The organism is Pararhizobium sp. PWRC1-1 (assembly GCF_049897905.1).
Classification (GTDB): Bacteria; Pseudomonadota; Alphaproteobacteria; order Rhizobiales; family Rhizobiaceae; genus Pararhizobium.
In genome coordinates this window covers 207,444-220,569 of sequence record NZ_JAFCXE010000005.1, presented here as the reverse complement: position 1 = coordinate 220,569, position 13,126 = coordinate 207,444, and the positions used below count along the sequence as shown (strand labels likewise).

Sequence of the window (13,126 nt, the reverse complement as noted above, 5' to 3'; positions counted from 1 at the left end):
TCAACCCCTCCCGCGCTGGGTGGGGTCGAGAATATCGCGCAGCGCATCGCCGACCAGGTTGAAGGACAGTGCGGTGAGCAGAATGACGGCGCCGGGGATGAACACCAGCCAGGGGGCCGCCTGGAAATAGCTCTGGCTTTCGAAGATGATGTTGCCCCAGGAGGGCGTCGGCGGCTGTACGCCGATGCCGAGGAAGGACAGGGTCGCTTCCAGAAGCACGGTGGTGGCAATGCCGAGCGTGCCCCAGACGATCGCCGTCGGCATCAGATGCGGCAGGATGTGATGGAACAGGATGCGGAAATGGCCGGCACCCAGCGACCGTTCGGCCAGGATGAAGTCGCGCTCCACCAGTCCGCGGGTTTCGGTATAGACGATGCGGGCGACCTGCACCCAGTTGACCAGCGCGATTACCATCGCGACGATCCACAGGCTTGGGCGCAACAGCGCCGCCAGCACGATGGCCAGAAGCAAAGCCGGAAACGCCATCATCAGATCGGTGAAGCGCATCAGCGCATTGCCGACGAAACCGCGCATATAGCCCGACAGGATGCCGATCAGAAGGCCGATCGTCACCGCGATACCGTTGGCGACGAGGCCGATGATCAGCGATGTGCGGGCACCGTAGAGAAGGCGGGAGAACAGATCGCGGCCGAGCGTGTCGGTGCCGAGCAGGAACTGGGCGCTGGGCGGCATCGGCGCGCCTTCGAGCGTCAGGCCGTCAAACATCTGTTCGTCGGGATTGTAAGGGGCGATCAGGGGGGCGGCGACCGCCATGAAGATGACGAGGGCGACGATCGCCAAGCCGAACAGCGCCGACGGCTGACGGATCATGCTTTTCAGGATGCGCATCAACCGGCCTCCGGCATGGGCTCGGCGCCACCGAGGATGGAGGCGGCGACCTGCTCCATCGGCATCCGGCGCCGCATCGCGCAATTGCGCAGTATCGTATAGGCGAGCTCCTCGTCGACCTTGCGCTCGGCGATGATGCGCTCGACGGCGGCATGGACCAGCGGCCGCAACCGGACGCGCTCTTCCAGATGGTTCAACTTGTCGATCACTGCCTTGCGCTCGCGGTGAATGCCGAGCGCCATGACCAGGGCGGGATAGACGGCCGAGGAGGCCAGCGGCTTGGCGATGACGGCGCCGACGCCCTGTTGCATCGCCCAGGCAATGCGTCCGGGCGCTTCCGAGCCGAGCAGCGCCACCAGCGGGCAGGGCGCATTGCCGCCGCTCCATGGCAACAGGCCGTCCCAGCCCTGATCGGCATCGACAAGCACGAAATCCGGCAGGTCGGTGGCATCGAGCGGTTGCCACTGGACCGTCACCTGAAAGCCGATCAGCTTCAGCTGGCGGGTCAGGCGCTCGGTGGTGTTGTCTTCCCGGTGCAGGACCGTGGCTCGCCAGCCGGTGAAATTCGGTGTTTCCCTCATGACACGATCCTCAACTGCGCCGGCGGACGCGTGCGGCGGCCGGTGAGATAAGGATCGGCAGCGATGGCCGGCTGCGAGGCGATGATATCGAAACCGCCGTCATCGTTGATCCGGCCGAGATGGAAGGGCAGGGCCGCATGACGCGTATCGGGATTGATCAGGATCGGACCGAGGACGGTTGGCAGGGGTGCTGCCGACAGCTGGCGCGCAACGGCGGTCGGATCGTCCGTTCCGGCGGTGATGATTGCTTCAGTGCAAAGCTTGACCGAGGCATAGGCGCTGGCAAAAACGCTTGAAATGCGCCGCTCGACACCGAACTTTGCGGAGACCTGCGCCTTGAAGGCGGCATTTTCCGGGGTTGCCACCGTATCGAAATAGGCGGCCGCGCAGAGCTGGCCCGTGGCGACGCCGAGGCCGATATGGGGCAGTTCGCTTTCCTGCAGATCGCAGCTCACCACCGGGCAGTTTTCCGGAAGGAAGGCCGGATTGCGGGCACCGAGCGCGCGAATGGCGGCGAGAAAGGCATAGCTGGAGGGGCCGATGAAATTGTTGAGGATGAAGCTCGGGCGTTGCCGTTCGATATCCAGAACGATCCGCTCGACCGCGGTCTCCTCCAGCGGCAGGTAGCGCTCGCCGAGCACCTCGCCGCCGGCTTCCTCGATCAGCTCGCGGGCAAGCCGGTTCATTTCCCAGCCCCAGACATAGTTCGCACCGACCAGATAGGGACGGCGTCCGAAGCGCGGGATCAGATGGTCGAACAACGGCAAGAGATGCTGGTTGGGGCAGCCGCCGGTATAGATGACGTTATCATTGGCTTCGAAACCCTCGTAGGGGCACATGTACCAGAGCAGGCCGTCATGTTTTTCCACAAGCGGAATGACTTCCTTGCGGGCAAGCGAGGTAATGGTTCCGATAATATGACGGCAGCCGTAATCGCGCAGCATCGCACGGGCACCTTCGAGATAGGCGGCGATATCGGCATGGGGATCGATGACGACGGGCTCGATGGCATTGCCATGGACGGCGCGGACTTCTTCGATCGCAAAGTCGGCGCCGTCGCGCGCGTCGCGCCCAATCTCGGCATAGGGGCCGGTCGTGGAATAAAGGATACCTATTTTTACCGCGTTGTTCATCGATCCGCCAAAAACCAAAAAACCCACGACGCCGTGCCCATCTCAGATGGGAGCATCGTGGGGCCAAACTGCCCATCGACCACAAGGTCATGTCAAGGAAAGTGCTTAATTCGTTGGCAAGATTAAAATACGGGCATCGCTTCCGTGTCAAGCGCGATTCGTTTTGGCGCCGATGCCTCGGAATGGAGCTAGCTCAGTGATTCGTTCGTGATCGCCCTCATGGTCCATCCAAAGCTACTGCCTTATAATACTTCGCGATGGCGTGCCTTCCCGCAAGATTCGTGCGCATTACGTCGTTTTGCCGTCCTTCACGAAAACGTCAGAATTTCCTACTTGCGGTTTCGCGTACTGGTCACTACCTGAAAGTTCTGAAATGTTACCGGTCACACCCTGTGCGGTTTTGTGCGCTGGCTAATACGCTATTTAAGGTAGTGAGGGTACTCACGATCCAGCCTTTCAAGGCGTTGCGTTTCGGCAACACTCAAAATCCCAACAATCAATGTGACGAGATTATGACTGTAATTTTCATTGTTACAGTTCTTCGCCTGTGTAATCTCGGAGTGCGGTTTCGGCCGCTGCCATTGTGGCTTGAATCGATATCTGGGGTCGGGGGACGCTGATTTTTCAGCCACGAAAACCTGTGCCCAATCGAAACTTGATTGGATCCTAAATGACTATGAAGGCTTTTCTTTTTGCCTCCGCTGCGGCCTTGACCACAGCAAACGGCGCATTTGCCGCCGACGCTATTGTTGCTGCTGAACCCGAGCCGATGGAATACGTCCGCGTCTGCGACGCGTTCGGCACCGGCTACTTCTACATCCCGGGAACGGAAACCTGCCTGAAAATCGGCGGTTACATCCGTTTCCAGACCGACTTCGGCCGTAATCAGTCGGGTACATCTGACTGGAACACCTTTACCCGTGCTCAGCTCGAGTTCGAAGCAAAGAACGACACCGAATTCGGCACGCTGTCGAGCCTCGTTGCCCTGCGTACGAACGCCCGGAATTCTTCCGGCTCCTCGGCCAACAACACCTTCCTCGACCAGGGTTACATCGAAATCGCTGGCCTGCGCGTTGGTATGCAGTACAGCTGGTGGGATGACGACTTGAGCGGCGAAACCGACGTTATCGCCAGCAACGAGACCCGTCACAACGCCATTCGCTACCAGTACGAAACCGACGCTTTCAAGGCCGGTATCGCAGTGGAAGAGCTGGAAGACGCGTACGACACCAAGCCGGGCGAAGGCCCGAACAATGTCGGCATCACCGGCCAGGTTTCCGGCACAGTCGGCATTGTTACCGCTTACCTGCTTGGCGGTTATGACACCGATACCGAAGAAGGCGCTGTCCGCGCGATCATCTATGCTGATCTCGGACCGGGCCAGCTCGGCATCTACGGTGCATACGCTTCCGGCGCCAACTACTACTACGAAGAATCCGAATGGACTGTCGGCGCCCAGTACGAACTGAAGGTCAACGACAAGTTCAGCATTACGCCTGGCGCACAGTACTTCAGCAAGATCGATCTGAGCAGCACTGGTAACGGCTTCACCGGCGGCGATGCCTGGATCGGCGGCGTAACCGTCGACTACAAGATCACCGATGGCCTGAAGACCAAGGTGAGCGTTCAGTATCAGGATGAAGATGGTAGTGATGACGAAGTGTTCGGCTTCGTGCGTCTGCAGCGCGATTTCTAAACTGCTGTAAAATATCCGGCTAGCCGTGCAAGTGCACGGCTAGCCGACGGTTCGTCACGGATTTGGCTGACCTCCGATCAGTGACGGGGACGGTCCGGTTCCCTCCGGCCGTCCCGCACGACCGCATTGCGGCCGAATCAGGATGCGATCGAGCGTCCCACGGGACACTTGCCTCCGTCGATAGTTGCCAGTTCGGAAATGGCATCTTCCACCGATTTTTCTCCCAGAAGGCCGAGCAGGGCCTGCTCCGCTTCTTTGCTGAGCTTTGCCGACCATTCGTTCATATTGCTTGAGACGAAGCATTCGGCCGGGATATCGTCGCGCGTGCCCCAGATTTTCTTGTCCGGAGTAATCGCAACATAAATCTCGCTCAGGTAGATCTCGCTGGCGGGCCGGCCGAGCCGGTAGCCCCCTTGGTATCCTTCAGACGACACAAGAATATTCTTATGCATCAGCGGCGCAACCAGTTTGCGCACAAGACTGGGCCTGGCATCCAGCTTCGCGGCCAGTGCTTCGCTCGTCGAGCGCGTGTTGTTCTTTTCATTGACGGCAACTGTAATAATGATCTGCAGAGCCGAAGAGAAGCGTGTGTCCATCATGAGGGCACATACTACTGCACACTTTTGAAAACACCAGATGGTTAGTGCAGACATAGTAAAACTGTCCAGCGGTTTACCGCCAGAGGTCAAGTTCATCAGTAGAGCCACGCCTGCAGGATGAGATCGCGTATCGTCCCGGCAGGCTGCTACCCGTTTTCACATCAAAATCCGGGTATGAGCTGCAGGTGGGATTTGAGCGGGTCGATTTCAATAGGCGAGGTGCTCATATTGAGGACCCTCACCACAAATTTCTTTCGAGGATTCAGCAAATCGCGGTTGTGGTGAAGCTGGGCTTGTATTGAATACAACGGCGTCCACAGGGAGGAGCGGCACTGCCATGTTTTCGGCCTGCTATATCTCTGCGGAAACGAGCCGTCCCGAAACAGAAAAAGCTCTGCATCCTTTTGGGATTACAGAGCTTTTTGGAATTTGGTGCCCAGAAGAGGACTCGAACCTCCACACCCTTTCGAGTACCAGCACCTGAAGCTGGCGCGTCTACCAATTCCGCCATCTGGGCGACGGACGGGGATGTACGAGGCTCACGCTTTTGTGTCAACAGGGTTTTTGAAGTTTTCTTGAAAAGCCTCTTAAAAAACGGGCCAAACCGTTGGAGAGGAAGGATTTTCCACGAAAATCATTTCGTTGGAGCGCCGCGCCGCAAGCTTTAGCCGGGTTGCCGGCCAAAGGTGCGGATGCATTCCAGGCCCTGTTCGAGCAGCCTCTCAGCCTGGCCAGCGGTTTCTGCTTCGACATAGCACCGCATTTCCGGTGCGTTGCCAGAGGGGCGAAAGTGAATAATGCTTCCATCGGTCAATGTGACACGCAATCCGTCGATGTCGCTGATGGCCTTTGGCGTTCCGATGGGGGCGAGAAAGGTCGACAAATTGTCCATGCCGCTTCGTAGACGAGCCATAAGAGCAGCACTCGTTTCCATTGGGAAGTTCTCGATCCGGTCACTGAGCGCCACCGGGAGCGCAAAGCCTGTGGCAAGCGCCGAGAGGGGCTCGCCACTGCGAGCGGCGCAGGAAAGAACGGCGAGCACCGGCAGGAAGCTGTCGCGCGTCGGCAGGGCTCTGAGAGGGGTTCCGTTGATGGTGAAGCTGGTGGCCGTCAGTGTGCCGCCATTGGCTTCGAAACCGATGACACCGGATTGACCGTTCCGAACGGCATCCAGCATGCCGGCGATCACGAATGGCGACCCGACTCGGGTGCGCACGATTGACAGGCCGTGCTGGCGTTCCAGGCCGGAATTGGAGGTGACCGGCGTTACGGCAATCGTCGCGCCGGTAAACTGCGCGGCGATGAGGCCAAGCAGATCGCCGCGCAACGGCAGTCCGGTTTCGTCGCTGACAAGCGGACGATCGCCGTCGCCATCGGCCGAGACAATCGCGTCGAGTTTATGCTCGAGCGCCCATGCCTTGAGCAGGTCGATCGTTGCGGGCGAAACGGCTTCTGTATCCACCGGAATGAAATCGTCGGAACGGCCAAGCGGCACGACGTCGGCGCCGTAGTGGGTCAGCACCTCGACAAACAGGTCACGCGCCACCGTGCTGTGCTGGTACACACCGACTTTCAAGCCGGCCAAAGCGTTGGCAGGAAGGATCGCGGTGTTCCGGGCGAGGAAGAGTGCTTCGGCCTGTTGGGAGTGATCGGCGGCCATACCCGGTACCGCATCGATCGGTGCAGATTGGCCCATGAGGGCGCGGGCTTCCGCACCGATCGCTTCCTCATCGATCTTGGCGATTTCGCCATCCGGGCGGTAGAACTTGATACCGTTGCGATCGGCGGGGATGTGCGAGCCGGTGACCATCAATGCAGCGGCGCCGATCTCCAAACCATAGAGCGCCAGAGCCGGCGTCGGCACCGTCCCGCAATCGAGAACTGTCAGTCCGGCCCGGGTCAATGCGCCGGCGCAGATCGCCGAAATGTCCGGACTGGAGGCACGAAAGTCCCGGCCGAGCAGGATTGGATCGCCGGGTTTCGCCTGTCCGGACGAGATGAGATAGCGGGCAAACGCGGTCGCGTAGATTGCGGCCGCAGGGCCATTGAGATCAGTCGAAAGGCCACGCAGGCCGCTGGTGCCGAATTTCAAGCTCAATCTATCCTCCGTCTCGCTGACAGGATTTTGATAATCCGGCGAGTGACTTACAGGGAATATTGGGGCATCCTGCCGATTGTGAAGGGGCACAACGTCAAATGATGCCCCAATTTGCAGTCGGATGACCACGAAAATACGAATAAAACAAAAAGACTCACCGTTCTATGAAACAGGGACACCAACCAAGCAAACCCTTTTGGGAAAAGTGAGGAAACAAATGGCGGGATTTCGAAATTTCGTTATTGGCTGCGTGCTGAGTGCAGCCTCCATCATGATGCCTGTCACCGGCTCGCAGGCCATGCCGGTACCGGATATCGGCGGCGCACAGAAATCGGACATCCAGACGGTTGCCCATCGCTCCGGTCACGGGAACTACAGGCCGCATCACCGGCCCAACTACAGGCCGGATCATCGCCCCAATTACAGGCCGCACTACCGGCCCGGGCGGCCCTATTATCGTCCGGGGTACCATCGCCCGTATTACCGGCCCTATTACAGGCCGCGCATTTATGTAGCGCCTCCGGTCATCTACAACGGCTACAATCGCCATGTCCGCTGGTGCCTGTCCCGGTACCGCTCCTACAATCCGTCGACGGACCGTTTCCTGTCGACGAGCGGCGTCTACAGGGTTTGCCGTTCTCCCTACCGGTAAGGACGATCAATAGACGAGGCGGCGGGGATTTTCCCCGCCGTTTCCGTTTCAGCAGATCTCAGGCGGAAAGTGTGTCGAATGCCCATAGCAGCACGGCGTAGCGTGCTGCCTTGCCGATCGTCACATAGATGAGGAAAACAGCAAAAGGCGTGCGCAAAAGGCCGGCTGCCAGCGTCAACGGGTCTCCGACTATCGGCAACCAGGAAAAGAGCAGAACGGGCTGGCCGTAGCGGCCGAACAGCGCTTCAGCACGCTTCCTATTGACCGGGCTCACCGGAAACCACCGGCGATGCTCGAAACGCAGGAGAGAGTGGCCGAGCACGAAATTGACGACCGCGCCCAGCACATTGCCCGCCGTTGCGGCCAGAAAAAGCGCCACAAGCGGCGCATCCGGTTGTCCGGCAGCGAGGAGCAGCGCGGCCTCGGACAAGCCCACCAGCAAGGTGGCGGAGAGAAAGGCGGCGCTGAAAACGCCGAAAAGCAGGCCTGCGGTCAAAGGATCAGGTCCGGTCGGCGTGACCGAGATCGCGCCCGGGTTCGATCACGTCGCGGACGCGCTGCTTCAACTCCTTTGGTCCCGGAAAGCCGCCGTCACGCTTGCGTTCCCAGATCAGCGTCTCGCCGGCATGGATTTCAAAATTACCGCCTGTACCGGGAATGAGGGCCACTTCTCCCAGGCTGTCGCCGAAGGTGGAGAGCAGTTCCTGCGCCATCCACGCGGCACGCAGCAGCCAGTTGCACTGGGTGCAGTAGAGAATGGCAATGCGCGGCTTGTCTGTCATGTCGGCTTCCGTGGTGATGTCGAGGTTGGCGGACGATATCGATCGATGGACTGGGCCGCAACAGCGCGCGATCAAGAACCCCTCACGAAATTGTTAACTTAATTTATCATGTTTTGGCGGGAGCCTCCCTTGATAGTCGCAATTTTCGCAGCAAGAAAATGTTGCGTTGCAAAATCAAGAGGAGACAACATGACTGACCTTACATCGACCCGGCCGCCAGCCATGCTGCCCGCCCTGCAGCGGTTTTATCTGCCGCTCGATACGACGGCCGAAACGCTGCTGCGCGTGGTTGCCGGCGTTCTGCTCGTCACCCATGGCTATGGCAAGATCATCAACCCCTTTGGTGCCGTCGGCATGGTCGAAAGCCTGGGCTTCTACCCCGGTGTCTTCTGGTCACCACTCTTGGCGGCCACGGAATTCTTCGGTGGCATCCTGATCGCGATCGGCCTATTCACCCGCCCGGCATCCTTTGCCGCCATGATCGTCCTGCTTGTCACGGTCTATTTCCACGGCATCGTTACGGGCGAAGGCCTGGGTGGCGCGGAGAAATCCATTCTGTGGGCCGCAATTTTCTTCTTCTTTGTTGTTCGCGGATCAAACTCTCAGTCCGTCGATGCAAAGATCGGCCGCCAGATTTGACAGCGAGCGCTGCGGCCTGGAATTGGCTGCAGCGCTATTTTCCGATCTTTAGGTTCGGCGGCTTGTAGGTGCCGATCTCAACACGCCCCGCCGCGATGAGATCCAGGGCCTCCCCATTCGCCGTCCCCGTGGCAGCGACAATATCGAACCCTTCGACATTGCAGTCGGTCTCGATCTTCGCCGTATTGCCCGCATTGTCGGCCGAGCCGCCCAGAACATCGAAAGTGATGGTTTCATCCGGCAATTCCGCGTTGCCGGTCGCGGTGTTCTCAGGGTCGAATTGCGGCCGTAGCGTCAGCGAAATGTCCGTCAGCTCCTCGCCGCTTTCCAGAACGGCAAAGTCAAAGGCGCAATAGCCTTGCCCGCCGAACCAGGTGAACGTGTTGATCAGGGTGATGGCGATGAATTGGGCGAGCATGTGGACCTTCCGAACGGATGAGTTCCAGCAGCGTAGGCGCTGCCAGCCGGCGGCGCCATGGCCATTTTCAGGCGGGTGGCCCGCCGATGGTGCTTTGTGCCAAATGTCAGATTCAGCACAGCAAAATGGCGGCCGGAGCCGCCATTCTGGAAACTGTCTTTGTCAGCCCGGAAGCGCCTACAGCGTGCGGGTGATGTGCTCGACGCGGAAGCACTCGATCGTGTCGCCGGCGCGGATGTCTTCGTAATTTTCGAAGGCCATGCCGCATTCCTGGCCCATCGGCACTTCGGAGACCTCGTCCTTGAAGCGCTTGAGGGTCTTGAGCTTGCCTTCGTGGATAACGACGTTGTCGCGAACCAGACGGACGCCCGCACCACGTTCGACCTTGCCTTCGATGACGCGGCAACCCGCGACCTTGCCGGTCTTGGTGATGTTGAACACTTCCAGGATCTGGGCATTGCCCAGGAAGGTTTCGCGTCTTTCTGGAGAAAGAAGACCAGACATCGCTGCCTTCACGTCATCCACCAGATCGTAGATGATGTTGTAGTAGCGGATTTCGATACCGGAGCGTTCTGCGGCCGTGCGGGCCTGGGCGTTGGCACGAACGTTGAAGCCGATGATGGCCGCGTTCGAGGCTTCCGCCAGCGAGATGTCGGACTCAGTGATACCACCGGCGCCCGAATGCACGATGCGGGCACGAACCTCGTCGGTTCCCAGCTTGTCGAGTGCGCCGGCAATGGCTTCGATCGAGCCCTGCACGTCGCCCTTGATGACCAGCGGGAATTCCTTGAGGCCGGTGTTCTGCAGCGTCATCATCATCTGTTCCAGCGAACCACGCTGGCCGGATGCACGGGCAACGGCCTTGTCGCGGGTCAGGCGCTGGCGATATTCCGAGATTTCGCGGGCACGGCTTTCGTTCTCGACGACGGCGAACTTGTCACCTGCCAGTGGCGTACCGGAAAGACCGAGGATCTCGACCGGCATCGACGGAGGCGCTTCCTTGACGTGTTCGCCCTTGTCGTTGACGAGCGCACGCACACGGCCCCACTGGTCGCCGGCAACAATGATCTGGCCTGGCTTCAAGGTGCCCTTGTGAACGAGGACGGTGGCAACTGCACCACGGCCGCGATCGAGCTGGGCTTCAACGACGGTACCTTCTGCCGTTCGGTCCGCATCGGCGCGCAGGTCGAGAATTTCGGCCTGCAGCAGGATGGCTTCGAGCAGCTTGTCCAGGCCAAGACCAGTCTTGGCCGAAACTTCGACGTCGAGCACTTCACCGCCCATGGTTTCCACGAACACTTCATGCTGCAGCAGCTGGTTGCGCACCTTCTGCGGATCGGCTTCGTGCTTGTCGACCTTGTTGATCGCCACGATGATCGGAACGCCGGCAGCCTTTGCATGGCTGATGGATTCGATCGTCTGCGGCATGACACTGTCGTCGGCAGCGACCACGAGGATCGCAATGTCGGTCGCCTGGGCGCCACGGGCACGCATCGCCGTAAAGGCGGCGTGGCCGGGAGTGTCGATGAAGGTGATCTTGTGACCGTTGTGCTCGACCTGGTAGGCGCCGATATGCTGGGTGATGCCACCGGCTTCGCCCGAAACGACATGGGTCTTGCGGATGGCGTCGAGCAGCGAGGTCTTGCCGTGGTCGACGTGACCCATGATGGTCACGATCGGCGGACGCGGCTGCATGTCGCCGGCGTCTTCCGTGTTGAACAGGCCTTCTTCGACGTCGGATTCCGAAACGCGCTTGACCGTATGGCCAAATTCGCCGGCGATGAGTTCGGCGAGGTCGGCGTCGATGACGTCGCCCGGCTTCATCATCTGGCCTTCCTTCATCAGGTACTTGATCACGTCGACGGCCCGTTCAGCCATACGCTGCGACAATTCCTGAATGGTGATGGTTTCCGGAAGGATCACTTCGCGCATGACCTTTTCGCGGGTTTCCTGCATCTGGCTGCGCCGAAACTTTTCCTGCCGGCGGCGCATGGCAGCCATCGAGCGGCCGCGCGGATTGCCGTCGTCGTCGAGAGCGGCGGTCAGCGTCAGCTTGCCCTTGCGGCGTTCCTCTTCCGTCTTCGGACGGGCAGGGGCCTTGGCAGGTTCTGGGCGAACGACCTTGCCGCGAACCGGTGCGGTGGCGCCACGGTTCGGACGTGCCTCTTCCTCTTCGCCTTCCGCCTTCCGGCGGGCACCGGGTGGAGGGGTGATCGTCGATGGTGTCGTTGCAGGCTTTGCGGCCTGGGCACGTGCCTGATCTTCCGCCTTGCGGGCCGCAACGGCTGCTGCTTCCGCTTCGGCGGCAAGTGCTGCCTCGACGGCTGCCTTTTCGGCTGCGCGTTCCGCAGGTGTGCGGGCTGCCTCTTCGGCGGCGAGACGGGCGGTTTCAGCCTGTTCGGCCTTCAGACGCTCGGCCTCTTCGGCAGCGCGGCGTGCCTCTTCGGCAGCGCGGCGCTTGGCGTCTTCGGCGTCGCGGATCTGGGCTTCGGCAAGCGCACGGCGGCGGGCGTCGATCTCACCAGCCGAAAGCTGATTGAGAACCACACCGACCCGCGGGCGGTTGTTGTTGTCCTGGCGATTGTCCTGCTGGCGCGGCTGCTGCTGCTGAGGAGCCGGGCGCGCAGGCTGTTGCTGCTGCGGCACGGGTGCCGGGCGCTGCGGTTCGACCACGCGTGCCACAGGGGCCGCCGGCGTTGCGATCGGAACGACCGGCTTTTCGTCTTCCGGCCGCATTGGCCGCCGCTTGCGTGTCTCGACCACGACTGCCTTCGTCCGGCCGCGACCCATGTCCTGGCGAACAGTTCCCTGACTCACCCCGGAAGGCTTCAGGGTCAGCGTCTTCTTGGCTCCGCCGAATGTCTTGTCGTCGTTGTTGTCGGTCATTCCGTTCCGTTCCTAAGATCAGGGCCGGATGCGTATCACCAGACCCCGCCGTTCAATTTCTGTTTTGCAATCGCGGTTGTGCCGGCCTGCGCCGGTGACCCGCGTCATTGTGTCGGCAAGCCAGATTCGGCGCCAACGGCTCGAGCGGGGACGGTTCCCCGATATCGTTCGAGCATGTTTGCGCGCTTCACTACACCCTCACCCGCCTGCCCTGCAAGCGCTGCGGCATGGATAAAAGCATTCTGGCCTAAAAGCCCTCCCATTTCCGCTTCGGTAAAGAAGCGAAAGGAGGGTATTTCCTGTCCGTCATCGACGACAAAGCTCATCGCCTTGCGCGCCTGGTCTATCTTGCGCACCCCGTCGGCTGCGGCATCCACCGCATGAAAGGTGGCGAGCGCCGCCAGTCCACGCACGGCCTGCTCGACTTTCGAGGCGCCACTGATGAACTGTGCCGCCTTGCGCGCCAGGTTCATCATCCCGCCGAGTTGCATCGACAGGAGCCGGTCGACTTCGTCGGCAAGCTCCGGTCCGGCCGTCACATCCGCCCGCTTCAGTCCGCGGGCAAACAGCTTCTTGGCAATCGCCTTCTCGACGATCGCCCGTTCTGCGCTTACCCAGCAGCCCCGCCCCGGCAGTTGCTTCTTCAGGTCGGGAACCACCCGGCCATCAGGCCCAACAACAAAGCGGATCAGCGTTTCCGGCGTTCCGCTCTGCCGTGTCACGATGCACATGCGGCCGTTCACTGCTTCACCATCGATGTCCCCGGCAGGGTCCTTGTCTTCAACTAACATGA

At 60.4% G+C, this 13,126-nt stretch carries 13 protein-coding genes and 1 tRNA gene; 3 read left to right on the top strand and 11 right to left on the bottom strand.

Features of this window, described 5'->3' with window-relative positions; all coding sequences use genetic code 11:
- The 3 genes from ACP7E0_RS10825 to ACP7E0_RS10815 are packed head-to-tail and all read right to left on the bottom strand — an operon-like array spanning position 1 to position 2,563.
- The gene (locus ACP7E0_RS10825; RefSeq protein WP_426124825.1) at positions 1 to 849 is read right to left on the bottom strand and encodes an ABC transporter permease; all 849 of its coding nucleotides are present in this window, start codon (positions 847 to 849) and stop codon (positions 1 to 3) included.
- Positions 849 to 1,430 (bottom strand): ANTAR domain-containing response regulator, encoded by a 582-nt coding sequence (locus ACP7E0_RS10820; protein WP_426124824.1) that lies wholly within the window; start codon positions 1,428 to 1,430, stop codon positions 849 to 851. The genes ACP7E0_RS10825 and ACP7E0_RS10820 overlap by 1 nt, the downstream gene beginning before the upstream one ends.
- On the bottom strand, positions 1,427 to 2,563 hold the full coding sequence (locus tag ACP7E0_RS10815) for a transporter substrate-binding protein (protein ID WP_426124823.1): 1,137 nt from the start codon (positions 2,561 to 2,563) through the stop codon (positions 1,427 to 1,429). The genes ACP7E0_RS10820 and ACP7E0_RS10815 overlap by 4 nt, the downstream gene beginning before the upstream one ends.
- A gap of 670 nt (positions 2,564 to 3,233) precedes the next feature.
- On the opposite strand from ACP7E0_RS10815, the gene ACP7E0_RS10810 reads away from it, so the two are divergent.
- The gene (locus ACP7E0_RS10810) at positions 3,234 to 4,259 is read left to right on the top strand and encodes a porin (RefSeq protein ID WP_426124822.1); all 1,026 of its coding nucleotides are present in this window, start codon (positions 3,234 to 3,236) and stop codon (positions 4,257 to 4,259) included.
- Positions 4,260 to 4,396: 137 nt separating this feature from the next.
- Here the strand turns inward: ACP7E0_RS10810 and ACP7E0_RS10805 are convergent, their stop codons facing one another.
- The 3 genes from ACP7E0_RS10805 to ACP7E0_RS10795 all read right to left on the bottom strand — a co-directional run bounded on the left by ACP7E0_RS10805 (position 4,397) and on the right by ACP7E0_RS10795 (position 6,956).
- Complete coding sequence (locus ACP7E0_RS10805) at positions 4,397 to 4,858, bottom strand: RrF2 family transcriptional regulator (protein ID WP_426124821.1); 462 nt, start codon at positions 4,856 to 4,858, stop codon at positions 4,397 to 4,399.
- A 430-nt stretch (positions 4,859 to 5,288) separates the two neighbouring features.
- A tRNA-Leu gene (locus ACP7E0_RS10800) sits at positions 5,289 to 5,375 on the bottom strand.
- A 147-nt stretch (positions 5,376 to 5,522) separates the two neighbouring features.
- Positions 5,523 to 6,956: a phosphomannomutase gene (locus tag ACP7E0_RS10795; RefSeq protein ID WP_426124820.1), complete on the bottom strand. Its 1,434-nt coding sequence runs from the start codon at positions 6,954 to 6,956 to the stop codon at positions 5,523 to 5,525.
- A gap of 217 nt (positions 6,957 to 7,173) precedes the next feature.
- Between ACP7E0_RS10795 and ACP7E0_RS10790 the strand changes: the two genes are divergently transcribed.
- Entirely contained in the window at positions 7,174 to 7,608 is a 435-nt protein-coding gene (locus ACP7E0_RS10790) for a BA14K family protein (protein WP_426124819.1), read from the top strand.
- Positions 7,609 to 7,666: 58 nt separating this feature from the next.
- Here the strand turns inward: ACP7E0_RS10790 and ACP7E0_RS10785 are convergent, their stop codons facing one another.
- Positions 7,667 to 8,044, bottom strand: a complete 378-nt coding sequence (locus tag ACP7E0_RS10785) for a YqaA family protein (protein ID WP_426124953.1) — start codon at positions 8,042 to 8,044, stop codon at positions 7,667 to 7,669.
- Positions 8,045 to 8,108: 64 nt separating this feature from the next.
- Positions 8,109 to 8,390: a SelT/SelW/SelH family protein gene (locus ACP7E0_RS10780; protein WP_426124817.1), complete on the bottom strand. Its 282-nt coding sequence runs from the start codon at positions 8,388 to 8,390 to the stop codon at positions 8,109 to 8,111.
- Positions 8,391 to 8,612: 222 nt separating this feature from the next.
- Between ACP7E0_RS10780 and ACP7E0_RS10775 the strand changes: the two genes are divergently transcribed.
- Complete coding sequence (locus ACP7E0_RS10775; protein WP_426124952.1) at positions 8,613 to 9,029, top strand: DoxX family protein; 417 nt, start codon at positions 8,613 to 8,615, stop codon at positions 9,027 to 9,029.
- A 34-nt stretch (positions 9,030 to 9,063) separates the two neighbouring features.
- On the opposite strand, the gene ACP7E0_RS10770 is transcribed toward ACP7E0_RS10775, so the two are convergent.
- The 3 genes from ACP7E0_RS10770 to ACP7E0_RS10760 form a co-directional block, all read right to left on the bottom strand.
- On the bottom strand, positions 9,064 to 9,447 hold the full coding sequence (locus ACP7E0_RS10770) for a hypothetical protein (RefSeq protein WP_426124816.1): 384 nt from the start codon (positions 9,445 to 9,447) through the stop codon (positions 9,064 to 9,066).
- A 177-nt stretch (positions 9,448 to 9,624) separates the two neighbouring features.
- Entirely contained in the window at positions 9,625 to 12,333 is a 2,709-nt protein-coding gene (infB, locus tag ACP7E0_RS10765) for a translation initiation factor IF-2 (RefSeq protein WP_426124815.1), read from the bottom strand.
- A gap of 104 nt (positions 12,334 to 12,437) precedes the next feature.
- Positions 12,438 to 13,124 (bottom strand): RNA-binding protein, encoded by a 687-nt coding sequence (locus ACP7E0_RS10760; protein ID WP_426124813.1) that lies wholly within the window; start codon positions 13,122 to 13,124, stop codon positions 12,438 to 12,440.
- Positions 13,125 to 13,126: the final 2 nt, after the last annotated feature.

Excerpts from the sequence above, each read along its gene's own strand:
- ACP7E0_RS10825 (WP_426124825.1), bottom strand. The coding sequence starts at position 849 with ATGCGCATCCTGAAAAGCATGATCCGTCAGCCGTCGGCGCTGTTCGGC.
- ACP7E0_RS10815 (WP_426124823.1), bottom strand. The coding sequence starts at position 2,563 with ATGAACAACGCGGTAAAAATAGGTATCCTTTATTCCACGACCGGCCCC.
- infB (WP_426124815.1), bottom strand. The coding sequence starts at position 12,333 with ATGACCGACAACAACGACGACAAGACATTCGGCGGAGCCAAGAAGACG.
- ACP7E0_RS10760 (WP_426124813.1), bottom strand. The coding sequence starts at position 13,124 with ATGTTAGTTGAAGACAAGGACCCTGCCGGGGACATCGATGGTGAAGCA.
- ACP7E0_RS10790 (WP_426124819.1), top strand. The coding sequence starts at position 7,174 with ATGGCGGGATTTCGAAATTTCGTTATTGGCTGCGTGCTGAGTGCAGCC.
- ACP7E0_RS10805 (WP_426124821.1), bottom strand. The coding sequence starts at position 4,858 with ATGATGGACACACGCTTCTCTTCGGCTCTGCAGATCATTATTACAGTT.
- ACP7E0_RS10820 (WP_426124824.1), bottom strand. The coding sequence starts at position 1,430 with ATGAGGGAAACACCGAATTTCACCGGCTGGCGAGCCACGGTCCTGCAC.
- ACP7E0_RS10780 (WP_426124817.1), bottom strand. The coding sequence starts at position 8,390 with ATGACAGACAAGCCGCGCATTGCCATTCTCTACTGCACCCAGTGCAAC.
- ACP7E0_RS10770 (WP_426124816.1), bottom strand. The coding sequence starts at position 9,447 with ATGCTCGCCCAATTCATCGCCATCACCCTGATCAACACGTTCACCTGG.
- ACP7E0_RS10810 (WP_426124822.1), top strand. The coding sequence starts at position 3,234 with ATGACTATGAAGGCTTTTCTTTTTGCCTCCGCTGCGGCCTTGACCACA.
- ACP7E0_RS10775 (WP_426124952.1), top strand. The coding sequence starts at position 8,613 with ATGCTGCCCGCCCTGCAGCGGTTTTATCTGCCGCTCGATACGACGGCC.